The 23,769-nt window shown below is 65.7% G+C and carries 16 protein-coding genes; 3 read left to right on the top strand and 13 right to left on the bottom strand.

The features are described 5' to 3' along the window. The 13 genes from CXY78_RS20930 to CXY78_RS02405 form a co-directional block, all read right to left on the bottom strand. Nucleotides 1-624 (bottom strand): DUF5684 domain-containing protein (locus CXY78_RS20930; protein WP_233206060.1); only part of this gene is annotated, 624 nt, incomplete at its 3' end. Continuing rightward, complete coding sequence (locus CXY78_RS02345; RefSeq protein ID WP_104087866.1) at nucleotides 625-3,234, bottom strand: transglutaminase domain-containing protein; 2,610 nt, start codon at nucleotides 3,232-3,234, stop codon at nucleotides 625-627. Beyond that, entirely contained in the window at nucleotides 3,231-4,619 is a 1,389-nt protein-coding gene (locus tag CXY78_RS02350) for a DUF58 domain-containing protein (protein WP_092341652.1), read from the bottom strand. Before CXY78_RS02350 ends, CXY78_RS02345 begins: the two co-directional genes overlap by 4 nt. Further along, nucleotides 4,616-5,581, bottom strand: a complete 966-nt coding sequence (locus CXY78_RS02355) for a MoxR family ATPase (protein WP_104087868.1) — start codon at nucleotides 5,579-5,581, stop codon at nucleotides 4,616-4,618. Before CXY78_RS02355 ends, CXY78_RS02350 begins: the two co-directional genes overlap by 4 nt. A 28-nt stretch (nucleotides 5,582-5,609) precedes the next feature. After that, nucleotides 5,610-11,618, bottom strand: coding sequence for an Ig-like domain-containing protein (locus CXY78_RS02360; protein ID WP_104087869.1), 6,009 nt, complete (start codon nucleotides 11,616-11,618; stop codon nucleotides 5,610-5,612). Continuing rightward, complete coding sequence (locus tag CXY78_RS02365) at nucleotides 11,618-12,763, bottom strand: serine/threonine-protein kinase (RefSeq protein ID WP_104087871.1); 1,146 nt, start codon at nucleotides 12,761-12,763, stop codon at nucleotides 11,618-11,620. The genes CXY78_RS02360 and CXY78_RS02365 overlap by 1 nt, the downstream gene beginning before the upstream one ends. 158 nt (nucleotides 12,764-12,921) lie before the next feature. Then, the gene (locus CXY78_RS02370; protein WP_104087872.1) at nucleotides 12,922-13,485 is read right to left on the bottom strand and encodes a hypothetical protein; all 564 of its coding nucleotides are present in this window, start codon (nucleotides 13,483-13,485) and stop codon (nucleotides 12,922-12,924) included. Next, on the bottom strand, nucleotides 13,482-13,757 hold the full coding sequence (locus CXY78_RS02375; protein ID WP_104087873.1) for a hypothetical protein: 276 nt from the start codon (nucleotides 13,755-13,757) through the stop codon (nucleotides 13,482-13,484). The genes CXY78_RS02370 and CXY78_RS02375 overlap by 4 nt, the downstream gene beginning before the upstream one ends. A 344-nt stretch (nucleotides 13,758-14,101) precedes the next feature. Then, nucleotides 14,102-14,656 (bottom strand): hypothetical protein, encoded by a 555-nt coding sequence (locus tag CXY78_RS02385; RefSeq protein WP_104087876.1) that lies wholly within the window; start codon nucleotides 14,654-14,656, stop codon nucleotides 14,102-14,104. After that, on the bottom strand, nucleotides 14,656-15,732 hold the full coding sequence (locus CXY78_RS20935; protein ID WP_158252742.1) for a hypothetical protein: 1,077 nt from the start codon (nucleotides 15,730-15,732) through the stop codon (nucleotides 14,656-14,658). The genes CXY78_RS02385 and CXY78_RS20935 overlap by 1 nt, the downstream gene beginning before the upstream one ends. Nucleotides 15,733-15,745: 13 nt before the next feature. Next, on the bottom strand, nucleotides 15,746-15,988 hold the full coding sequence (locus CXY78_RS21440) for a hypothetical protein (RefSeq protein WP_092341659.1): 243 nt from the start codon (nucleotides 15,986-15,988) through the stop codon (nucleotides 15,746-15,748). Between the two features lie 33 nt (nucleotides 15,989-16,021). Then, nucleotides 16,022-16,318, bottom strand: a complete 297-nt coding sequence (locus tag CXY78_RS02400; RefSeq protein ID WP_092341660.1) for a WXG100 family type VII secretion target — start codon at nucleotides 16,316-16,318, stop codon at nucleotides 16,022-16,024. A gap of 106 nt (nucleotides 16,319-16,424) precedes the next feature. Further along, the gene (locus tag CXY78_RS02405) at nucleotides 16,425-20,945 is read right to left on the bottom strand and encodes an FtsK/SpoIIIE domain-containing protein (protein WP_233206063.1); all 4,521 of its coding nucleotides are present in this window, start codon (nucleotides 20,943-20,945) and stop codon (nucleotides 16,425-16,427) included. Nucleotides 20,946-21,165: 220 nt separating this feature from the next. Here CXY78_RS02405 and CXY78_RS02410 point away from each other — a divergent pair, with 220 nt between their 5' ends. The 3 genes from CXY78_RS02410 (at nucleotide 21,166) to CXY78_RS02425 (ending at nucleotide 23,654) form a co-directional block, all read left to right on the top strand. Beyond that, nucleotides 21,166-21,429: a hypothetical protein gene (locus CXY78_RS02410; RefSeq protein ID WP_134505369.1), complete on the top strand. Its 264-nt coding sequence runs from the start codon at nucleotides 21,166-21,168 to the stop codon at nucleotides 21,427-21,429. Nucleotides 21,430-22,332: 903 nt separating this feature from the next. Beyond that, on the top strand, nucleotides 22,333-23,154 hold the full coding sequence (locus tag CXY78_RS02420; RefSeq protein WP_104087879.1) for a hypothetical protein: 822 nt from the start codon (nucleotides 22,333-22,335) through the stop codon (nucleotides 23,152-23,154). After that, entirely contained in the window at nucleotides 23,151-23,654 is a 504-nt protein-coding gene (locus CXY78_RS02425) for a hypothetical protein (RefSeq protein WP_092341663.1), read from the top strand. The genes CXY78_RS02420 and CXY78_RS02425 overlap by 4 nt, the downstream gene beginning before the upstream one ends. Nucleotides 23,655-23,769: the final 115 nt, after the last annotated feature.

Below are 23,769 nucleotides of genomic sequence, written 5' to 3' on the forward strand. Positions count from 1 at the left end.
CGGGGCCGGCGGGGCCGGCGGGGCCGGTGGGGCCGGTGGGGCGGTCGCCGCAAACGCTGCGGGCGGGGAGGGTGGCAGTGGTGGTCCGGCAAACTGAGCCGCCGGTGCAGGGGGCGCCGGCGGCATGGAGGCCAGCGGCATCGAAGGTGCAGCGTTGTGGCCGACCGGCGTGGGAACGGCCGGCTGTGCCGGCGCCAGTGACAGCAGCGTCACGGGGGCGAACGGTACGTATCCGGTCGCGGCTATGCCCGGCATCCAGCCGGTGTCGACCGACTTTCCGAACCCGAGCACGCCGGCCCAGATGGGAAAGGAGATCAGGTAGAGCAGGGTGAACCCGCCGCCGTGCCCCAGACGTCGGTTGACGTTGTTGACCGCCATGATGAACACGACGAGGGCTACCAGGTTCGCGGCCGGAATGAACATGCCAATCACCCACAGGGCCGAATACCGACCGAGCTCAAGCAGGGTGATGGTGTTGACGATCGGCACCCAGGCCTTCCAAGCCTGCTCGCCGAGTTTCAGAAAGACCTTGCCGAGGGCGATCGACGAGAACACATACAGGCCGAGGCCGAGCAGCACGGCCACCACAACTACGGCTATCGCCGCTCCAGATGATTCATCCATTTATGCTTCACGGCCGCTGATCGGCGGCCGCTCCCCCAATCTGCTGGTGTCGCGCCGGTTCGGGCGAACGGTGATGACGTCGTATCGAGCTGAGCGTCGGCAAAAAGTGAACAGGTGGCGGGCATCCGCCAGTCGAGAAAAGGAGCGCAGCGAGATGGCTGCGCGCAGGCGTTGCCGCCGGGTTCCACTGGCAGCGAGGCCGGCGCGTTCGGCCGTGACGAGCGCCCAGAAGGCGTCGCTCTCGTCGACCTGAGGTGACACCGGCCCGAAGACAGCCCGGTCGGCGAGGGTCGCAAGCTGGGCACCGCCCGCCGATTCGTAGTACGAGGCGGTCTCGACCCGGGTCATGCTGCCCTGGTCGCTGAAACCGCGGTCGACGGCGGCGTCGATGTATTCGTCCCAGCCGCCCGCGAACCTGGCCGATACGTCGGCCGCGCGGGCCCGGTCACGTCGACGCTTGAATTTGGCACCGAGAATGACCAGGAACGGGGTGCTGATCGCGAGCAGCGCGGCCAGGCTGATGCCGCCGACCTTCAGGATCGCGAACAGCCAGGCCAGATCGGTGCCGGTGACCGGGTCCTGCTCCGGCTGGTCTTCACCGTTGGTCGGGTTCGCCTCGGGCGCGCGCTGCTCGGTTGCACCTTCGGCGATGACCTCGGTATTGTATTGCGGGTCGCGGGTCGTGTCGTCGATGGGTGACAGCGGGTTCTGAAACTGCGGGGTCGCGTCCAGGGTGATCCAGCCGCCGTCGCCGCTGGCCACTTCGACCCAGGCCGCGAGGTTCTGGCCCGAGCAGACTCCGCCCCGGCACGCCCCGGGTGCGCCCGAATCAGCGCCGGATCCCAGGGTGAATCCGAGCACCACGCGGGACTCAAAGCCGAGGTGACGAGCGAGCAGTGCGGTAGCGACGGCGAACTGTTCGTCGTCGCCGATAGCTGCCACAAGCTGGGAATTCTCGGTGGCGGTCGTGCTGTTCTGCTTCTCCAGCAGCGCGGTGAAGAGAGCGTCGATGCGGGCGACCGAGTGTCCGGACAAGCTCGGCGAGAACTGGTAGTCGCCGAGGTCGGCGGTCCAGGAGTCCACCGCCGGCACGGTCAGGGAGTGGCTGAGGTAGCCGCGCTCGCGCAGGCGGGTGACGAGTTCGGCCAGGCCGGTGCCATCGCGTGTGACGGCCTGGGCGTCGACCCAGTCGACCAGGCTCTGCGGAATCAGCGTTTCATCGATCGCGTCACCGGCCGGGCTGGCGAGAGAGGCGAGGTCCGTCGCATCCGCTTGTGAGTCGGAGACGATCGTGTAGCGGTCGCCGCGCTCGAGGGCTTTGAGTTGAATTCCGGATGCCGTACCCGCGTTGTAGAAAAAGCCGTCGCTCAGGTCAGCCGCGCGATCACCGGCAAAGCGGATGCTCGACAGCGCGCCGGCCCCCGGCATCCAGACGCCGCTGTAGCCGGCAATGTCGAACCGGGTCGTGACGCTGTCCGCGCTCGCCCCGCGCGCGTGCGGCACCCGGGCGAAGGCGGTGGCCTGGTCGCTCTCGCCCGCGGCGGGGTCGACGACCCGAAAGACTTCTCCGTCGTAGTAGCTGAGCACGGCGAGGCGCACGCGGGAGTCGGTGCCGTCGTCGATGGCCGGGCCGGATAGCGTGAACAGCTCGGCGTCGTACTGCTCGGCGCTGAAATAGCTGCGGTACTGGCTGAGCGGGCTGACGTATTCGCGCAGTTCGACGGCCGGGTCGATGCTGCTCCGCAGCACCTCACGGGTCGGCGTCGCGGCAACGGCCGACAGCCCGCCGAGGGTGACGCCGATGGCGAGAACGAGCACCCCGCCGGCGAGAATGGCCCGGCGCAGGCGACCGCCGAGGCCGCCGGGAGTGCGCCGCACCCCGGTGGTGCGGGCAGCCAGGTCGAGTGCCTCGCTGCGGGCGAGGTGGGTGCGCCAGGCCAGAAAGCCGAAGGCCAGCAGCAGGGCGGCCAGGCCGATCAGGCTTTCGCGTGGTGCTGGCAAACTCACACTAAAAAAAGTCAGCGGAACGCTCACGGCACTCGACCCGAAGACGAGGCCGAACAGTTGCACGGCAAAGATCAGCGGCACGGCCAGGGCCATGAGCCGGCCGCCGCGCCAGGCCAGCGAGAGTGCCACAGTGGTGCCGCCGAGAAACAGCAGAAAGGCGGGGGCGAGCAGCGACTGATAGGAGCCGACCGGCAGTTGGATGGTGACGAGTTCTTTCCAGCTGAAGACCGTCGCGGTCACCAGGTCGAGCAGCCCGCCGACGGCGTTCGGCACACTCGTGAGGGCGGTCGGCGCCGCGAGCGGTACGCCGAGCAGCAGGTAAGCGCCCAGCACGGTCAGCAGCACGGTGAACCAGCTCCAGCCTCGACGGGCGCCGAGCCAGGCCAGAGCCAGGCCGGTGAGAATCGCTCCGGCCGCCATGATCAGGTAGCTCACGTCCTGGTAGATCGGCCAGGCCGCCCACACGGCAACGAGCATCATCGCCACGATGAACACGGCGTTGATCACCCAGGCACGCCGGCGTGGGACCGGCCCACGGCGCGGGCGGGTGGTCGGCACGGCACCGGTCGCAGGTCGCATGGGCTGAACTTCGGGCGCGCTCATGCTGCTCGTCGACTCAGCAGGGATTGCAAGTCGTCGAGCACACCGATGGTCAGCACGCTGGTGCCGGCCAGGTCACGAAAGCTCGGCTGTTCGTTGGGGTTGCACAATACGGCGACGACCTGCACGTTGCCGGCAAATTTGAGGGTGAGAGCCTGCAGACGCCGAGCGGTCATCGCCGAACCGCAAATCACGAAGGCGATGGAGATGTCGGGCACGACCTGCGCTGCGAGCACGCAGACGTCTTCGATGTGCATCGCGTGCGAGCTGGTTTCGATGGCGGTGAGGTCGTCGAGCAGAGTGCGCGTCGACACGACGCTCAGGCTGCGTACCGAACGGATGCTCTTCCGCACGATATCGGGGATTTCCTCGCTCGCTACGACGGCCAAATCGCGGCCGTCGCGAATGGCGCGCACGCCGAGCGAACCGGCGGCGCTGACCGCCATCTCGAACTCGTCCTCCGACGCGTATTCGGCATCGTTGAGGCTCAAGACGATGGCCAGGCGGGAGCGGCGGCTTTCTTCGAACTGGCGCACCATGAGCTTGCCGGTCTTCGCGGTGGATTTCCAGTGAATGTGCCGCTGCCCGTCACCCGGCGCGTACTCGCGAATGGCGTGAAAGGAGATGTCGGAGTCGACGATGTCACTCGTGGGGTTGCCCTCGAGGTCGCGCACGAACCCGGCGCTCGTGCTCGGAATCGATACGGTCACCGGATGCACGAACAGGCGGTTGACGTCGGCCCAGGCCACTTCACGGCCGAGCACACCGAGCGGGTCGCTGCGCACGGTCGTGACCGGGCCCACGTCAATCACACCGCGGCGGTAGGCCGGCACGCGAACGTGCTCTTCGTGAACCTGACCGCTGCGGAGGAGCGGCACGTAGACATCCGCCAGGCCTTTGCCAATGGGAACGTCGACGCGACCCGGCAGCTCGAGCCGTTTGGACACGTTGGTGACGGTGAGGGTGCCCAAAACCTCGGAGCCGGCCACCACCCGGTCGACCGGCAGCACGAAGTCGACGCTGTAGGCGCGCCCGCCGGCCAGAAAGGGCAGGGAGATGAGAATGAGGGCGACCGCCACACAGCCGGTGACGATCAGTTCGGTCCAGCCGAAAACGAGGCCGAGCGGCAGCAGCACGATCGCCGTGGCGACGACGACCCAGCCGGCCGGCGTGACCGTTTCGCCCACCCATTCGACGGATACCCGCGCACCGTTTCGCACAATTCGCGAAACCCGCATCCAGAGCACGACGGCGCCCACGAGGGTCAACGTTGTTGACTGGTTCGTGCGCGTGGTGCTGTACCGGGTGTGCGTTGCAGACCTGGTCTGGGTGCTGGTTCGCGCCAGATTTGAGGTCTGGGAGCGCCGCGATTCGGTGTGGAAGCTCACGCCAGGTCACTCCGACTGGGCGGTACGACGTCGAGCAGAATCTGGCCGATGACGGCGCTCGCGGTGACGCCGTCGAACTCGGCCTCCGGGTCGAGCACCATGCGGTGCGCGAGCACCTGGTCGGCGAGGGCCTTGACGTCGTCGGGGGTCACGAAGGTGCGGCCGTGGGCGACGGCCCAGGTTTTGGCGGCCTTGGTGAGGGCGCGGGCGCCACGCACGCTGACGCCCATGCGCACCTGGCGGGCATCCCGGGTGGCCCCGACCAGACGGCCGATGTAGTCGTAGACCAGGGGGTTCACGAACACTCCGCGGGCGATGTCGCTCATGCTCACGAGCGCCTGCGGGGTGATCACCGGGGCGAGTTCGTGGCGCACGTCGGCGGTGCCCTCGAGAATGCGAATGGTCGAGGCGAGGTCGGGGTAGCCGAGCGACGCCTTCATCATGAACCGGTCGAGCTGCGCTTCGGGCAGCCGGTAGGTGCCGGCCTGCTCGATCGGGTTCTGGGTGGCGATCACGAGGAACGGCACACCGGTTGAGCGGGTGACGCCGTCGATGGTCACGTTGCCCTCTTCCATCGCTTCGAGCAGCGCGGACTGGGTCTTCGGGCTGGCGCGGTTGATCTCGTCGGCGAGCACGACGTTGGCGAAGATCGGTCCGCTGTGAAACTCGAACTCGCCGGTCTTCTGGTCGTAGACGGTGATGCCGGTGACGTCGCCGGGCAGCAGGTCCGGGGTGAACTGGATGCGCGTGGAGACTCCCTGCACGGTCTGCGACATGGCGCGGGCGAGCGAGGTCTTGCCGGTACCCGGGTAGTCCTCGAGCAGCAGGTGGCCCTCGCTGACCATCGCGGTGAAGGCGAGTTCGATCACGTGGCGCTTGCCGAGAACGACCTGCTCCACATTGTCGACCATCATCGCGAAGGTCGCGGAAAACCAGTCTGACTGCTCCGTCGTGATTGTCATGTGTGTGGCTCTTTCAGTGGGGCGAAGATTAGTTGGTGGGAGCGGATGCTGCGCTACAGCCGAAGGGGCCAGCGAGGGTACCGGAGACGGCGGGGAGGTTCTTGGTTGCGGCTGCGGTCCAGGCGATGGTCCAGTTCACGTTTCTGGTCTGGGTCGCGTCGGCGGGAACCGCTGCTCCGTCGCGGGAAGCCCACGTGCGTCCGCCGTTTCCGTCGGACACGTCGTACTGGGCGCTCGTCACAGTTCCCTCAGCGAGTCCGACCGAGGTGGCGTCTACTGCGACCTTCAGGGTGCCGCCGATGACGCACCCTGTGTTGGTGAGCGCGGTGACCTCGTACTTGACTTGCCACGCCTGACCGGAATCCGCTGCCTTGACCGCCGACCAGTCGCTGCAGAGCGAGTCATCGTTGTCGGTGCAGTACCGCACCGTGATGCCCGGGTCGGCGCCGAAGACGGTCGAGCCGGTCGAAACGTCGTAGGCATCGAAGTCGACCACGAAATCATCGGGAACGGTTGCCTTCGACGTGGGCGTCGTGAGCAGGTACTGGCCAGTGCTCTGTCCGTTAGCTGGCGTCGCCATACCGTAGGTGTACGAGCCGTCGCCCGGAGCGGAGGGCTTCACCCACGTTGTGACGGAGCCCGCGCTGCCCACCGCCTCGCCGTATCCGTTGGAATAGCAGACCGTCACGTAGTACCTGGTGTGCTTGGTAAGGCCACCGATCGTGGAGTCCGGTGAGGTGCGGTTGCCGGCCGAAGTGATTGCCGCGCGAGTGAACGTGCAGACAGGATCCGGCGTGGTTGATGCCACGTACAGAATGTGTTCGGGCTCTGCGCTGAAGTTCTTGTTTGGCTCGGTGCCCGACACCGTGATCGAGGTGTTCTCGGAGGTTAGGGTGCCAGCCGTGATCGAGGGACTTCCCGCTACAGTCACCGTCTGATCGACCGAACGGTTGGTGGGCCCGCTGCCCGCCGGCTGGTCATCCTTGCTGAGCGGGGTGACAGTGATCGTCTGCTCGCCGACGGGCAGCGTGCGGCTGAATTCTGTCGTCCCCACGCCGGGAACGGCGACGGGTTCTTCGGTACCGTTTACGCTGTAACGGTTGGTTGACGGGTCGTCGTTCTCGATCGTCACCGTCACAACGCCCTGCGCCGTCGTCGTTCGTTCGTCGAAGACCGGCTCCGCAGTGAGTGTGCCCATGCCCGGAGTGTCATACGACCAGGCCGTCACTCTCACCGCGGTGCGCGATTCCCCGACCGCATTGAAGGCTTTGGCCTCGTAGTCAGCTTTGTCACCGTTCGCCGACGTCGTGATGTTGCCGCAGTCGCCCGACGTGTCGCACCTCGCCACCGAAGCGCCGTTGCGGTACAGGTTGAAGCCTTCGAGGGCCGGGTAGGCCGCGTTAGCGCCGCCGGGGCTCACCGAGAGAGTCACCGACCGGTCGTCGTAGGCGATTTGGGCCACGGCGTTCGGCGCTTTCGGGTAGCCCTGCAGGTCAACCGTGATCGACCCATTGCGGGTGCCGGCGCTGAGCTTGCCCTGCGCGTCGCGCACCACAAAACTCGCCTCACAGACACCGCCGGCGGTGTCGCCCGACCAGCTGGCTCGAACATTCTTGGAATTCTCGACCGAGAACGACACCCCAACGCAGGTGCTCGGGGCGGTGACCGAGACCAATTCAAGCGGTGTTCCGCGGTACAGGTTGACCTCGCCGGGGGTGCCGACGACGGCAATCGAGCAGCTCGATCCCGACGACTGGGTGCAGGTCGTCGCGACGGTGCCGCCCTTGGGCAGTTCGCTCGGTGCCGGGCCTACCTTGAGCGCGAGCACCGCCGGAATCGCCTCGCGGTGGCTCGACAGGCTCACGGTGACCGCCGCCTCCCGGCCGGCCACGGCGTTGTCGGCGACAGAGATCGTGAGAATCGAGCCGTCCTGCGTGACGGTGAACTGGTCGGAGGAGAACTCGATCGCAAAGGTCAGCGCCGGCACGTCGCCCTTGCCCTGCCACTCGACCATGTGGCTGAGGTCGTAGCGAACGGCGTCGGCTCCCGGGCTCTCGGTCAGCGCGGCCGGGCGCAGTTCCGGCTGGGGGTCGAGCGGCTCGACCACGATGGGTACGACCAGCTGCGTGTAGTCCTCCTGTCCATCGATGCGTGCCGGCACCGTGCAGGAGTCGGTCCAGGGCGCATCGGAACCGGCCGTGTAGGTGACCGTCGTGCCGGAGTCGAAGGTGCAGGTCGCCTTGCCGCGCTCCCCCGACGAACGGATGCCCGTGCGCTGCAGTTCCAGCGTGGTCCCGGCGGGAATCGACACGAGGCTCGTCAGATCGAAACTGACCGAGGCATCTTCCCGCACGTTTTGGTCGACGTTCCCCTTCTTGAGCGCGATGATGATCGCATCCTTGGCCGGAATGCGCAGGAACCCGTAGGTGGTCACCTCGATACCCTGAAAATTCGGGCCGGTCAGGGCGAACGGGGCGAGTAGTCCCTCGTCGGGGACGTCGCCGCGGATCTTCCAGCCCGACACGTCAAGGCCGGGGTGGTTTCCCCACAGGGTCAGGGTGAGATCGGAGACATCCCCGGAGTTCCAGGACACCTTGTCGGTGACCACGTCGATGCCCTTGGGAAACCCGTCTCGTTCGTCGAGGGTCAGGGTGGTATCGATCACGACCGGGTAGTCGGGAACCGAGGTGCGCACCACCTTGACCACGATGAGTCCCTGGCCGACGTCGTCGTTGGCGTTGGTCACCGAGTAGACGAAGGTGAGCAGGCCCGGCTCGTCGCCGGCCGTGAACACCACGCGCGCGTCGGTGACGGAGTCGATGCGCCCAGCCAGCGCGTCGTACTCAGCGGTGCCAGCCGCGGCGTCGGGGGTGACCTGGCTCAGGGTGAGGCTGCCGCCGCCGGGTTCGATGTCGTTGGCGGCGGGAAAAACGACGACCTGGTTGTCGGGCCCGGCCTGCACCTCGACGTAGTCGCTGAAGGTGATCGGGCTCGGATTGGAGCGCTGGTCAAGTACGCCGATGCGCACGAGGGCGACGCCGGTGGTTCCGGCGGTGTCGCGTACGCGGTACTGAAATTCGATGGCGCCGTGATAGTCGCGGGGGCTGGAATAGACGACGGCGTCGCCGGTGGCGTTGAGCGAGGCCGTTCCGCGGGCCGGCTGGGTGAGCACCCGGTCGAGCACGACGGTGTCACCGTCGGGGTCGGTACCGAAACTGTCAAAGGGAATCTCGATGGTCTCGCCCGACAGCACCCGACCGTAGAGGGTGTGCGGCTGGGGCGCCGTGTTCTCCCCGTCGGCGAGCACCTCGACCGAGACCACGGCCGAGTCGATGAGTTCCGGCGAGCCGGCGGTGTAGACGCTGTAGGCCACCTCGTAGCTGCCCGGTTCGTCGGGGGCGAGGTAGCGCAGCTCGGCGCCGGCCGCGAAAGCGAGGCCACGGTCACTGCGGTTCTGCACCGATTCGGCGTTGAGCATCACGATGTTGCCGTCGGGGGCCACATCGTTGGCGAGCACCGGGATGTCGATCTGGGCGCCAACGCGCACCGAGACGCTGTCGTTCATGGCGATCGGCGTCTGCGGAACGGATGCCGAAAGCAGGTAGACGGTGGCCTCACCGCGCACGGTGTACAGCGGGTTTTCGGTGCCGTCCGACACCGTGTAACGCACGGTGCCGAGCTTGCCCGGTCGTTCGTCAGCGGTGGAACCGCGTACGCGCAGAATGTTCTGCCCGACGACATCGACGCTGAGCGAGGCGCCCAGAACGGTCTCCGGGATGGCTTCGCCGAGCAGCAGCACCCGGCCGGCCGGGTTGGAGACGGCGGTGAAGACGTCAACGCTGGTGTCGGCCTTGGGCCGCACGAAAACGGTCACGGGGGAGGTCGTGAGTGCCTGGGCATCCGCTGACACCACCGAAATGCGCGCGAGCGTGACGACCTCGCTCACGTCGTCGGCGATGGTGAGACTGACGGTGTAGTTACCGACGACGGTCGCGGAAAAGTCGAAGGCAGTACCGTTCGCCGTGATGCTCACGGCCCCGCCCTCGGTGCTCGACGGTGTCGTCGCCGACGTGATGCGGTACAGCCCGGCAGCGCCCGAAATGTACTCGGCGGGGTTCACCGTGAGGCGCTCGTTCACCGAAGCGAGCAGTGCGAACGGTTCAACGGTGAGCCGTGGCGTGGGCGTGACCACGATCGTGAGCACCTTCTCGGTCGAAGCGTCGTGAATGTCCGAGACGCGCACCAGAATCGTGGCCGACTGGGCGGCCTGTTCGGCCGCGTTCGGGTGCTTGTAGACGAGCACGCCGGCTGGCGTCACGCTGACCGAGCCGATAGCGGTGGTGTTCAGAGCGGATGCGACGAAGATCGGATCGCCGTCGGGATCGACCCAGCCGGGCAGCACCGGAATGGTCACGGTGCCGCCGGGCTGTACCTCGGGGCTCGGCCAGTCCTGCAGGCAGCCGTCGGTGCCGCACCAGACCGGGGCCGAATTGATCTCGTCGCCGTGCACGGTGAGGGTGACCGTGGTCGGCGCGGAGTCGAGGCCGTCGGCGCGCGATCCGTCGGTGATGGCGTAGTTGAACGTTGCAGAGCCACGAGCGCCGGGAGCCACCTGCACGGCGAGAGCCTGGTTCTGATCGGTGACGGTGACGGTGCCGAAATCGGGGTCGAGGCCGGTGACCGAGGCGGGCACGACGCTCAGCACGTCATCGTTGGCGTCGTGGTCGTTGAGCAGTACCGGCAGCGTGACCAGCTGGTCGATGCGCACACCGAAGGCGTCGGGCACGGCAATGGGTGCTTTGGGTTCAACGACCTCTGAAGCTTCCTCCACGTCGTCCTGGCGCTGGGGTTCTTCCGCCGCGGCGAGGGTCCAGTCCTGGGAACTGGCGACCAGGGCGCCGCCCGGAACGGTCCACACCCATCCGCTCCGGGTGTCATTGAGAATCATGAGCGATTCGTTGGCGCGAAAGGCGGGGGCGGCGTCGCCGGTCGGAGTTGCTGCGCCGTAGCTGAGGGCGGATTCGCCGTCGCTCTCGCTGAACAGGGTGCCGCCGACCCCGGAGGCGGGCAGCCAGGCGGCGTAGCGTTCTCCTTTAAAAGGGGTCGGCGCGGCGGGGGCGCCGAGCACGGTTTCAGAGTTGCCGACCAGTTCGGTGCGGGCCCCGTCGGCGAGCGCGAAGGAGATCAGGCCGGTCTGGTCGGCGACGAGCACGTCGTCGGCGGTGGTGCTCGGGCGTTGCAGCACGGCCAGTTCGCTGAGGTTGGTCGGGGTCGGAGCGTTCTGCCCGGCCAGCCACAGTTCGTCGCCGACCACGCTGAGCAGCGCCCAGCTGTCGCCGACAACGCTCAGTTGGCTTCCGGGCTCGGCCGGGCCGTCGGTCACGTCGTCACTATTGCGAATCTTGTCGCCGACGATGGAATAGCGCAGCACGCTTGCGGCCTCGCTGGAGTAGCTGTAGAGCACCCCGTCCGGTGTGATCGCGATGGCGTCGGAGCGGTAGACGCGCGGGGTGTCGCCCTCGGCTATCTCGTCGTCGGCGTAGGGATTGACCGCGCGCGGTGCTTCCGCGGCGCCCACGGTTCCGGCGAAGACCGTTCCGGCGCTCGTGAGATAACCGACCCAGGAACCCGACGACACGATGGTTCGGGTGCCGGCCGGCGTGCTGTCGTAGTCGCCGGCGTCGTCACCGAGGTCGATCGGTGCCGCGAGGCTCACGTCGACGACCTTCTCGTTGTTCTGCGCGTAGAGCAGCACGGTGGAATCGGTTTGCACCAGTTCGCTCGGCGCCGGCACGGTTTTCACGGTGTCGAGTTCGCCGAGGTCGGTGTTGACGCGGGCGTACCGGTTGCCGTCGCCGCTCTGCAAAGCCCAGATCGAACTCGCGTTCACCGGCGTCTGCTTCACGTCGAAACCATCGACGACGATCGCCACGGTGGCCAACAGCGCGCCGATCGCGCACACAGCGGCAATGCGGATGACGCCGAGACGAGCCGTTGACAGCACGGGCAGGCGGCGGCGAGTCCGTTTGCCGGCCATCAGAGCAGCCCGGTGATCACGAGCACGCCCACGGTGGCGCCGATCCCGACGATGACAGCGCTGGACAGGAGCAGGCTCAGTGTGAGCGGGGTGAATCGGGTGCGAGCCGTGTCGCTCGAGTCCGGCAGGGTGCCCTCGCGGGTCTGCGAGGCGGGGCGGCGGGTACTGCGCCGCGGGCCGGGGCGAAGGGTGGGAATAGAGACATTCGAGATGACAGCGCCACGCGATTCGTGGTTATCAAAATCCACCGGCGCACCAGCGGATGCCCAGGCCTCGTCGGCGACCTCCAGCGCGGTGAGGGGCAGGCCGAGGTCGCGTTCCACCCGCTGCAGGTCGTAGGCACACTCGAGCATGCTCCCCTGGCGGGCTGCCGGGTCGCGACTCATCATGCGGGCGAGGGCGCTTTCAAAGGAGGCGGGAACATCCGCTCGCCCGATGCTGGTGTATTTGGCGCGGCCAATGCGCTGTTTCAGCTGTACCCGCGACCCATTGGAACCGGCTGGCAGTTCGAACGGCGCCCGTTCGGCCAGAAGCGAATACATCGTGGCACCGAACGACCAGACCTCGGTGGCGATCGTACCGGTGGTGCGTTCGTCGACGATCTCCGGAGCGCTCCACGGCAGCGACATGGCGAACAGCTCGTCGCGGGCACCGCTGGCCAGCGACGCGGCGATGCCGAAGTCACCGAGCACCGGGCCGCCGAAGGTCGTGGTGAGAATATTGGACGGTTTGATGTCGCGGTGCAGCACCTTGGAACGGTGCGCTGTCTCGAGGGCGCAGGCAATTCGCACGGCGATATTGAGCACGGTGGCTACGGGCAGCGGCTGGGTACGCTCCCGGGATGAATAGGAGCCGGGGCAGAATTCCATAACCAGGTAGGGGCGGCCATCGGCCGAGATGCTCGCGTTGTAGACGGTGAGAATGGACGGATGCGAGCTGAGGCGCGCCATGACGTCTGCTTCGGCATTGAAGGAACGCAGTACGTCGGCGTCGACGATGTCCTGCAGCAGCACTTTGACCGCCACGGAACGGCGGGGCATGTTCTGTTCGAACAGAAAAACGTCGGCAAATCCACCGGTGCCGAGGGGGCGCACGTAGGTGTAGCCCGACAAAACGGGCGGAGCAGAAGGAAGTCGCCTGCCCATTACTCCCCCGACCTGCATTGTTCCTATGTGGCGTCTTTGTGTCGCAAAGACGCAGCTGGTCTCACGATCAATCTTAACGGCGACACTCGACCCCGCCACACACTGGGGCAAATGGTACACCCCCAAAATGGGGGTGCCTAGCTAAGTAGTCGTGCGCGTCACTGGGAATAGACGGTCTTGGCAAGGGCAGCGACCTGCGGCAGGGACTTTTCGAATTCGATCAGGTCGTAGGTCGCTGTGCGCAACGCCGCCAGGGTCTCACCAACCTCCCAGGCGTAGTCCCGGGTCGCGACGACCCCCGGAACGGACGTGTCCGGGGTCAGATACCGCGTGCACCGAACTCCCACCAGGCCGCTCGTGGTGACGAACGGCTCGACCACGGGGGGATCGATGGCGTCGGGGTCCGCTGCGCCGGCATAGTCCTCGACCGAGATCGTTCCCGCCGACCGGCGTGACTCGACCCGAAGGTCCGCCAGAACGAGCGGGCCGTCCCAGTCGCCGAGGCGAAGGAACGATGCTGAGGCCCCGCGCTCCTCCACGGATTTCGCAAGCATCGCGAAGACGCTCTCGATGCGGTCGCGTTGTTCACGAGAAACGCCCTCGCCGTCAGCAATCGCGTCGACCAGTTCTCGGGCCCAGTCCTCCCGGCGCTGCCAGCGGTCGTCCACGCCGAAGGTCGGCACCCCGATCCAGTCATCCGGATGGTCGACGAAGATGCTCATGACATTCCGGCCACTGCGGCTCGCGCAGCCGTCGGAGCGAACCTGATCGTCAGCGCCATCGCGTCGAACAATTGCTCGACTGCATCCAGCAAATCGTCGGCCTCCGGTGTGTCCATCCGCAGCATGCTCCCCGTCACGACCAGCAATCGATCCCCGGTCGGGGGAACGATGGCGTAGCTGATGCGCCGCGATGCGGGAATCTGCAGCTCACCGTTGGCAGTGAGGACGACGGGTACGTCACCGGCCTGGCGTACGGCGAGTCGACCACCCACCTCGACCGCCGTCGCACCGCCACGAGCCGCAAAGGCCAGAAGGGCGTCTGCCGCCGAGTTCTCGCCAGCGGCGAGCTGGGGGGGCTGACACGATGATCGACAGCGGTACCGGCGCACCGTGGATGAGTTCCGTCGGAAGGTACAGGTCGGTTCCCGAAACAATCTGGGCACCGCGCACCACTTCACGCAGTCGTGCAGTCACGAACCGACGCACGTTGGCCTGGGCGTCAGCGGGGGCGTTGGCAACGGCGCGGTCCACTATCGCGCTGCTCGCGGCGCTCGCACGTTCGTCCAGGGGAATTCTGGCCCATCCCGGCGGAAGCACCAGAAGATAGTCGACGAGGTCAGGCATTCTGCGGCTTTCGTGGGGCGCCACGACGTTTCTTCTTCTTTTGCGGCCGACGATTACCGTGCCAGAAGGCGACCGCGGCCACCGCGGCGAAAGCCGCGATGTTGACCCACCACCAGGAGAACCATCCGTCAGAAGGTGGATAGTACATTGCGCACGTTGCGGACCCAAAGGAGCCGATGATCGACAGCAGGGCGATGAACATCGGAGAGATCTGCAAGATGAGTTTGGCACCGGGGGCGGAAACCATCTGTTGCCGACTCCGCTTCCAGCAGATCTTCAGAAGCGCAGCAAGAGAGAGCGCACACAGCAGGGCCGTCCACGCCGGTATCGGGTATGGCAAAGTTCCCGCGAGGCGATCAACATTAGTCACACCGGGACCCGGCTCCATATTCCCGGGAATCTTCAGCACGACCACCATGATCACGTTGAAGGCGAGTCCAAGCGGAATAACAGCGACCATCACGAACAGCGTCACCACGAGGGCATACGAACTGCGCACGGCGATCAGTCGGTCACGTGCTTTTTCTTCGATCTGCGCGAGACTCATCACCAATCCTCATTCCGAACCGTGAATGTTTCGACGTACGACGGCTTGGCGACGGCTTTGACGCCCTCTTCCGCAAAGGATGCTCCGAATTCGTTAAGGGCCCACGCGCCGCCGAGTGTCCACATTTTTCCGGGTTGGGCGGCAGCGATGACCTTTTCGGAGACGAGGCCGGACTTCAACTCGAGGCGGGACACTGCGTCCCACTCTGCGAGAGCGCGGGGCACCGAACGTGATTCGACTACGGGAGGGGCGAGCAGTCGCGGCGCAGTGCTCGCTGCGATCTGATCAATCTCGGCTTTCGCAACAGCCTTGGTGTACCCGGAGATCCCCTGGCCGGCCTTGCTCTTCATGAGCGCGTTGGCCGCGGCGTCTGCGGTGGCACTGTGCACGGCCGTCACCTGCCGGCTGATCAGCCTTCCGGCGATCTTGCCCATCCCGAGCGGGAGAATCGCAAAAACGACCTCGATGATGCCCTCGGTGAGTGATTTGTGCCCGGTGGCGGTCTGAGCGGCAGCATTCACAATGGTGGCCGTCGTAACGGCGATGACCACGCCGGCGATCACCCACCCGGCGATGGGGATGGCGAGCGCGACGAGGACTAAGGCAGCGGCGAGGATCCCCGCCGCAAGAATCAAGTTGTCGATCAATGCGGCGTGCTGGTCGAAGACCTGGTCGACGTTGTCCCAGAATGTGTCATTGAGGTCGCCGGAGTTCTCGACGTCAGAGATGGCCTCGGCGGCGACGGTCGCGGCGACATCGCGCTGGTCGATGGCAGTCTGCAGCAGCGCGACGGCGGCATCGAGCAGGCCGGCCGCGTCGGCGCAGTCAGTCTCAGCGTCGTCGTGCTGTTTTTCGTAGTCGCGGCGGTCTTCCGCGCTAAGGCTGGGATCAAAGAGTTGATACTGATATTTGGTCTGGGCGGCATAGGCATCCGCTTTGGCCTGACCGGCCGTGTTCGCATTGCTCAGCGCCTGCACCGACGTTGCCTGCGCTTCGCTGAGTGGGGTCACATAGTTGATCAGCGCCAGGCCGACACCCTCATAGCGCTCCTGGGCGCGCTCAATGCGCTCAGCCACGGCGTCAGCCTGCTCAGCGAGAGCCGACACAGCCTCGCTGACCATACCCTCGCAGCCAGACAATGCACGCAGGTTCGCTGCGGCGGTGATCCCAGTTGCTGGCGAACGCGGTCACGCGGTCGGCGAGACCGGCGTGACCCACGGCATCCGCTAAATTCTGACTCGTCGTCTTCGCTGTATCAAACTCGGTTCGAATCAGCGAGACGTCACTCGCCATGTCTCGGAGCAGGGTTGTATCAACCAGCAAATCAGACATAGTTCTCTTTCAAACCTGTGCTGCGACGGATGCTTAGCCGCGGATTGCGTTGCCGAGCTCGGTGTCCGCGTTGCTGAGTGCGTCGGCAGCGGCGGAGAGGAACTGGCTCATGCCATCAAGGCCGTTGACCGCGAGGGTCGTGCCCTGGGTGAAAGCGTCATAGGCGGTCTGGAAGGCGCCGGATGCGGAGTCGGTCACGAAGCCGGAGCCGACCAGGTTGTTCACGAGCGTCTGCAGCTCGCCGAGCTTGGTGATGACGTCGTCCTTGCCCGAGGTCAGCCGACCAGCGGCATCCGTCATGTCGGAATAGGTCACGTTGAGATTGGCCATGATGTCCCCCAGAAGATATGAGCCCGAACGGGCTGCGTGTGATCCTAACCTAGCTGCAATACCCCGTCGGGTCGAGTGGGGGGGTGAACCCTCGGTCTAGTCCCAACTACTCCACGAGCGGCAGCTGCACGCGTACAACCTTGCCGCCGGATACCATCATGCCGCGGCCGGGCGGAAATTCGGCGCGGTTCAGGCGCGGCAGCGGAGTCTTCAGCAGGATGTCGCCCTCGATGGTGTCGGGCTGCAGCAGCAGACCGCGCCTCGTGTTCTTCATCTCGGCGAACAGCGGCCAGGACGAGTTCCACGACGCGGTCTCACCGTCGGCGACCAGAAAATGGTCGCTGCGCTTGACCTGTTTGATGAGCTCGACCAACACTGCATCGGCCGGGGTCTGCAGAAAATCGGCGAGGTTTTCAATGACGATCACGATTCTGGGTGTGGCCAGGTCGGCGCTCACCGCCAGCGTGATTTCTTTGCCCAGGTCAACGGCCTCGGCGACGGTCGTCGCGGTCGCCACCCAGCCGGGCAGCCCGGCCAGCCCTGACCGTGCGTTGCCAATGTAGTACCGGGCGATCGTGGGGTCAAAGCGTTCGAAGGCGTGCACGAGTGCGCGCAAAGCGTTGCTGCGCCCGCTGGCTGGCGGCCCAGACAAGAGCAGCGTGCCGCGCGGCTCGAAACCCACCGGGGACAGCGTCTCGTCGCTGAGGCCCAGAGCGGGTCGGGTCTTGACTCGGTCAGGCAGTTCGCTCGCCGGAAAATCTCGCGACAGGCTTCCGATGGGCAGGGCGGCCTGAATGCCCTGCGCCCGCAAAGTGTCGGCCAGCACACGCACCGCTGCGGCCTGCTCTGCGGCGACGGCGGAACCGCCCCAGACCGCTATCTGCGTCTCCAGTCCGTCGAAAATGGCGCGGCCGGGCGCCGATTTGGCGTTGAGGATGTCGCCGGGCACGTCGAGCAGGCTGTAACCGGTATCGTCAGCGAGCCGCAGCACCACGCGGCGCTGAACGCTGGAACGCACGGAACTGGGCACCGTGCCGGAACGGTCGGCCGTGAACGCAACGTGGATGCCCAGCTGACGACCGTCGGAGAGGATGCTGCGAAAAACGTCGTACCAATTCGACCGGCCGCTGGCCACTTCCCAGTCTTCGCGAAACGCCCCAAACCCGTCGATGAGCAGCAGGATGCGCGGCTCGTTCGGGCGGTTCGCCAGTGTGCGGTATTCGGCAATGGTCGATGCGGTGGCCTCGGCAAAGCGGTTGCCACGCGATTCCAGCTCGGCTTTGAGTAGCCGGAACAGCCGAATGATGCGCTCGGTGTCGTCACCACCGATGATGCTGCCCACGTGCGGTAGCGGTTCCAGCATGCGCAGGCTGCCAGCGGCAAAGTCGAGGCCGTACACCGCGACGGGCCCGCCGTCGCTCGTACTGCCGGCCGCGATCGCGAGGGTGCGCAACGCAACACTCTTGCCGGAGCCACCGGTGCCGTAGATGCCGATGTGCCCGTCGATGTCCGGCAGAAAACGCACCGGGCGTTGCTGCTGCTCGGTCGGTGCGTCGGCCAGGCCGAGCACGAGTGCAGCATCCGTTTGCTGAAGAATAGGGCCCAGATCGCAGAGCAGGGGCAGCTCGTCGAGCCACGGGCGCCGAGGCGGCGGGATCTGCGCCGCACCGGCGGCACCGACCAGTGCCGCAACGAGCTTCTGCTGGTCGGTCGGGCCGAGCTCACGCTCCTGCCCGGCGAGCGGGTCGCTCGGCGGTTCCCACGCGGTTTCTCCACCGAAACGCAACTCGGCAATGCCTATTTCGGCATTTTCGGGTTCACGCGACGTCCAACCGCCGGCATATCCGGATTGGAACTGCTGCAACCGCCCCGGCCCGGTCTTGGCGATGCCGCGGCCGGGCAGCCCCGGGTCGAAGTGGGCGGCATCCTTGACCCCGACGACGTCGTTGCTGTCGGATTCGTCGGCCATGCGCAACGCCACGCGCAGGTTGGTGTTCGCCCGCAGGTTGTCTTTGATGACGCCGGCGGGGCGCTGCGTGGCCATGATCAAGTGGATGCCGAGCGATCGACCGCGCTGCGCGATGTCCACGACGCCGTCCACAAATTCCGGCACCTCGCTCACCAGGGCCGCGAATTCATCGATGACGAGAACGAGCGCCGGCGGGCTGTCGGAATCGCCGCGTTTCTCGAGTTCGATGAGATCCTTGGCCTTTTTGGAGTTGAGCAGGTGTTCCCGGTAGCGCAGTTCGGCCCGCAGGCTGGTGAGCGCCCGCCGAACCAGGTGCGGGCTCAGGTCGGTGACGAGCCCCACACAGTGCGGAAGCGACACACAGTCGGCGAACGCTGAGCCGCCCTTGTAGTCGACGAACAGAAAGGACACCCGGTCGGGGCTGTATTCGGCGGCCATGCCGAGCACCCAGGCCTGAAGGAACTCGCTCTTGCCAGCGCCGGTGGTGCCGCCGACCAGGGCGTGCGGGCCCTGCGTGCGCAGGTCGAGGTGCATCGCCTGCACCCCGGTGGACCCGACAATGGCGCGCAGGGTTCCGGCGCGTTTGGAGCGCGGCACCGCACCGGGGGTACGATCGTGCATCGAAGCGTTCTGGCGCCACCGATCGATCACGACGTCGTGTGCCTCGACCAGGTCGTGGCCGAGCAGCGTGACCATCGACACCGAGCGGGGCAGGTCGCTCGAGTCGGCGATCAGGGCGCCGGCATCGATGACCGGGGCGAGGCGGCGGGCGAAGTGCAGGGCGGTAGGCGAATCGACCGACTCGACCGCGACATCCGTTATCGTCTCACCGAGTCGCACGAACGAGACGGTGCCGAGCCCGGTACTCTCGTCGATTTCGACAGCGGTCCGACAGGCGGCGGGCAGCGCGGCCACGGTGCGAGCGATCCAGACCGGGTAGACACCGGCATCCGCACCGTTCTCGGCGAGTTGAACGAGACGTGACCGGTCAACGGCGACGTCGTCGGAGATGACCACGATGATCGCCGGGATGGGCGATTTCGTGCCCTCGCCGGTGTTACTCGACCCGACTTCTTCGCCCCGCTCGAGGGCGGCACGCTCCTGCTCCATCGCGCCGCGCCGCGCAGACTTCGTGGACTTATTCCGCTGGGCGATGACCTCTTCAAGGGCAGCGAGAACGGATGCGGCACTCGACGCGCTGTCGGCCAGGTGGCCGCCAGCCAGTGGACTCTGCGGCGACGAGGTGTGCGGCAGCCATTTGAGCCATTCCAGCTCGTTCGACCATTGCGGGGTAACGAGCGACGCGACGGCCAATTCTGCCGGCGAGTGCAGTGCGGTGAGCTGCACGAGCAGGGAGTTGACGGTGCCCACACAGGCGGGGGCGCTGCCGGCGATCCCCAGGGCGCCGGCATCGAACAGGTTGTCGATGAGCGGTACCTGATCGACCGTGGCGTGTTCGGTGATGACGGCGTCGAGACGCTCCTGAAACTCGGGCAGCAGCTCGCCGCGCAGGGAAGCGTCGATCGTGTTGCGTGAGCGCATCGTACCGAGGCCGAGCCGCACGTTGAGAAAGGACCAATGCTCCGGTCGGCGCGTCCACATGAGCGCGGCCCGCTCGAGCGACTGGGTGAGGGTCTCATTGGTCGAGGGCGATTCTCCAAGCCGGGCCTGCTGTTCCAGCGTGCGCTCGGTCAGCAGTTGGGCGCTCAACGCGGCCAGACGGGTGTCGAACCGGCCGATCGATCGCTTCAGCAGCCGCTTGTCCTTGGAGCGATTCATGAAGAAGTTGCCGATGAGCATCATCGGGCTCATCAACACGAACAACAGGGCGGCCGGGCGGTCGAAGATGAGCCACATGCTCACGCCCAGCAACACCGGTGCCACCATGGCGAGCCACGGGAACGGCTGGTCGTCTTTCTCGGTCGGAACCTCGGGCGCCGCGAACTCCTGCCCGGCATACCGACCTTCCACGCGCGGCGACCGGTTGAAATACACCGGACCGTCGCGGTGTTCGTCGCCGGTCGCGGCCACCGTCTCCACGACGGTGATGCGCAGCTGGGTGTCGCCGATCTGCACGATCTCACTCTGCTCGATGCGCAGCCGCGTCACCAGACCGCCGTCGATGACAACGCCGTTGGCCGAACCGAGATCAATCAGGTCGATACCCGCAGCGACTTCGAGACGCACATGGCGTTTCGAGACGAGCTTGTCGCTGAGCACGACGTCGCAGTCGGCGCCGCGACCAATGATGGTCGTACCGCGCCCAAGAGCGATCTGGGCTCCGGCGTCGGGCCCGGTCAGCACGTGGATCACGGCCAGCGTCGGAGCGGCACCGTGCTCCTGGGACAGGTAGAACAAATCCGAGTCGGCCAGAGCAACGCTGGCGCCGGAACCGACCCAGTCCTCACCGATCAGGGCGTCGGGAGGCAGCAGCAGCCAGTCGGTGCCGCCGGGAGCGACGGTGCGCAGGGTGAGCGGCTGCGCGGTGGTTCCCGGTGTCAGCGGCGATCGCGGATCGACCCGAGCGATCGTGCCGGCCACGTCGGAAATGCTGGCCGCGGCATCCGTTGTGACGACGATGTCGTCATTCTGACCGTTGGACCGAGCCAACGTAACTTTCAACCGCACGTGCGCCCCCAGGATCGAGTTCAGGCGCATCGGCGACAAACCCGTTCCTCGAGCGTACCCCGCGTGACAGACCTCTACGGTGGGAACGCCAAGCGGAAGGCGATCCAGCAATCGGGTCTGCCTGCACGGCAAGGCGTCAGCAAATCCCCGGCCACCGAGGTCAGCGCCTTCCGCCGCTAAGCTCGAACCAGTACGGTTCAACAAGGGGCATGTCGAATCTGGCCGGGGGATGCTGATGGCGGCTTTACGCGTGACTGATTCGGTGCTCGACGATCTGTCGTCGACGTTGTCGGGGGCGGCCGGGCAGTTGAGCTTTTCAGACTGGACTTTTCGGTGGCCACAGGGCGGATTGCAGAGCGACGCTGTCGCAGCCGCGTTGCGCGATGGCACAGCGCAACAGGTTGAGCGCGCCGAACTCGCCGCGCTCACGCTGACCGAGTTGAGCGCGTTTCCGGCAACCGTGGCCGAGACGTTTCGGGCCACCGACAGCGCCCTCGGCCGAAAGTTGAACTGACCGTGTGGACCGTCGCGAATCCGGGGCTGGGCGAGCCGGACAGTATCCTGTCCGAGTCCAGAATTCGCTCCGCCAAGGCCGCGAATCTGCGCACGTTGCAGACGACGCTGACCAGCGCGCATTCCTGCGCCGAAACGACCGGGTGGACCGCGCTCTCGCGTGACGCTTTTGTTGACCGGCTCGTGGCGCTGGTACCGGAGATCGACCTGCTGATTCGAGGGTTGGACGCCCAGGCCGCCGCGCTCCAAACGTATTCCGTCACGGTCGATGAGATTCAGGGCGAGCAGCGTCTGCTGGAAGCGCGGCGGATTACCGCCGACACTGATCTCTACGACCTGCAATTCGGCAAGACCGACTTCGCCCAGCCGGGTGACACCTTCATCTTCATGCCCACCACAGTTCTCCAGACTCGCCGGGAGGAAGCGTTCGAGGTCGCCTACGCGGCGATCGCCGCCATCGATGTGGTGTGGGACGAGTTGGCGACCAGGCGCCGCACCGCCGATGACGTCTGCGTGCGCGATCTGGAGTCGGATCAGGTGCTCGGTGCGACCGCCTGGTTTGGCTCGTCTGGGGCAGCAGGGTCGTCGGTCGACGATCTGATCGTCCGCATGAATACGCTGTCGGAAGCCGATCTGGCCGTGCTGATCGCCACCAATCCCGACCTGATGAAGCGGATGCTGACCGCCACCCCCGAAACCGTCGCCGAGCGGTGGCAGCAGCTGGGCGAACCCGCTCAGCTCGCCCTCATCGCCGGGGCCCCGGCCCTGCTCGGATCGTTGAACGGACTACCAGCCCTCGCCCGCGTCGCCGCCAACCGCCTCAACGCCAGCACCAGAATCANGGTCCTCGCTGGAGTCTGTCGAAGGGTATTTCGAAGCCGTGGCGCTCCTGAAGGAGCTTGCGTTGGAGCGCGACTACTTGCAAGCCGCTGCGGACGGCGATATCCAGCTGTATCTGTACGACCGTGATGCGTCGCGTATCGTGGAAATGCTGGGGACGCCGTCGGACGAGACACGCCACCGCATCACCTATGTCCCCGGCACCATGAGCAAGATGGGCATGTTCTATGACGGTTCGGTTCAACGACTGTCTCAATGGTTCGTCGTTAGTCATCCTGACACCGTGGCATTCGTCTATAAGGACGGGCTATTTCCGGGAGACACGGATGGTCCTCTCGGCGAGAAAGTTGGCTATTTCGGAGAGTCGGCGTTAAGGACACCGGTGGGGGTAGCGGACGCGAATTCCGCAGCCTTCGCAGACAAGACGGGTAAGACCCTCGCCGCCTTCGAAACGGGTCTGGCGTTAGATCCCTGGCTCACTGATACCGCGTCGATAGCTATCGGCCACAGCTGGGGGCTCGCTAACATCACCTCGGCGGAGGTCGCCGGAGCCCACTACGATTCGGTCGTCTCGTTGCCCGGAGCGTGGATGCCAGAAGAGTGGGAGCCCCATCCCGACACTAACTACGCCGACTTCTCCTATGAAGATATTTTGCAATCCGCGCAAGGCCTTGGCGTCGTCGGAGACGGGAACAACCCGCGCTCCAACGGCGCCTTCGATGCCGGGCCGTTCTACCAAGGCCCGAAGCCCTTCATCTCAATGGATAGGGAAGGGGCGTTGATATTGAACCCGAGCGTACCGTTGGACAATCACAACCTCGTCGCCACCGACGATTTGAATAATCAAGAGGTTCTTGTGGACCTACAGGAGCTGATTTACGGATGAATCGCCAGGGAAAGACGACGGCAATTACTGGATTGCTCATTCTTATAGCCGTGCTGACTTCATGTGCGCCGACAAATCAGGGAAGCGAGACGACCATGGATCTCCAGACAGCGAAGGGCATCGCGATGGCATTAGAGGACGAGACCGCTGCACTCGTTCCTTCCGAGAATGTGGGCGACCAGTCTCAGTTGCAGATGACCTATTTGTTGGGCTGCGCGAATGACACGTTGGCTTGGCCTGGTCGAACGACTGTCACTCTGGTCGGTGATGTCGATGCGGAGGCGATGATCGATGTTATTGCCTCCGCGTGGGAGCAGAAGGACGGAGTGGTCGTGGAGCGACGCAAGACCAGGCAGGGCGCACCGAGGGTAGACATGACGGGCGTTCAGGGAGACTTTTATAGTGCGTCGATTTGGGCTCCTGGCACCGAACTTCAAATCACCTCCTTCTCGCCGTGTTTCGAGCTGGAGGGCGGCACGAAGCCTGGCATGAAGTATTGATTGAGTCGTCCGGGTCCTCCATGAGGCAGGGCTTTCCGATTGACAGCAACAACCTAGGCCTCTCCGGATGTGAACAATCGACTGGTCCTTGTAGATCTTGAGGAGCTGATTTACG

The organism is Cryobacterium sp. N19, from assembly GCF_002929595.1.
GTDB classification, from domain to species: Bacteria; Actinomycetota; Actinomycetes; order Actinomycetales; family Microbacteriaceae; genus Cryobacterium; species Cryobacterium flavum.

Excerpts from the sequence above, each read along its gene's own strand:
- CXY78_RS02345 (WP_104087866.1), bottom strand. The coding sequence starts at position 3,234 with ATGAGCGCGCCCGAAGTTCAGCCCATGCGACCTGCGACCGGTGCCGTG.
- CXY78_RS02355 (WP_104087868.1), bottom strand. The coding sequence starts at position 5,581 with ATGACAATCACGACGGAGCAGTCAGACTGGTTTTCCGCGACCTTCGCG.
- CXY78_RS02360 (WP_104087869.1), bottom strand. The coding sequence starts at position 11,618 with ATGGCCGGCAAACGGACTCGCCGCCGCCTGCCCGTGCTGTCAACGGCT.
- CXY78_RS02365 (WP_104087871.1), bottom strand. The coding sequence starts at position 12,763 with ATGGGCAGGCGACTTCCTTCTGCTCCGCCCGTTTTGTCGGGCTACACC.
- CXY78_RS02370 (WP_104087872.1), bottom strand. The coding sequence starts at position 13,485 with ATGAGCATCTTCGTCGACCATCCGGATGACTGGATCGGGGTGCCGACC.
- CXY78_RS02385 (WP_104087876.1), bottom strand. The coding sequence starts at position 14,656 with ATGAGTCTCGCGCAGATCGAAGAAAAAGCACGTGACCGACTGATCGCC.
- CXY78_RS21440 (WP_092341659.1), bottom strand. The coding sequence starts at position 15,988 with ATGTCTGATTTGCTGGTTGATACAACCCTGCTCCGAGACATGGCGAGT.
- CXY78_RS02400 (WP_092341660.1), bottom strand. The coding sequence starts at position 16,318 with ATGGCCAATCTCAACGTGACCTATTCCGACATGACGGATGCCGCTGGT.
- CXY78_RS02405 (WP_233206063.1), bottom strand. The coding sequence starts at position 20,945 with ATGCGCCTGAACTCGATCCTGGGGGCGCACGTGCGGTTGAAAGTTACG.
- CXY78_RS02425 (WP_092341663.1), top strand. The coding sequence starts at position 23,151 with ATGAATCGCCAGGGAAAGACGACGGCAATTACTGGATTGCTCATTCTT.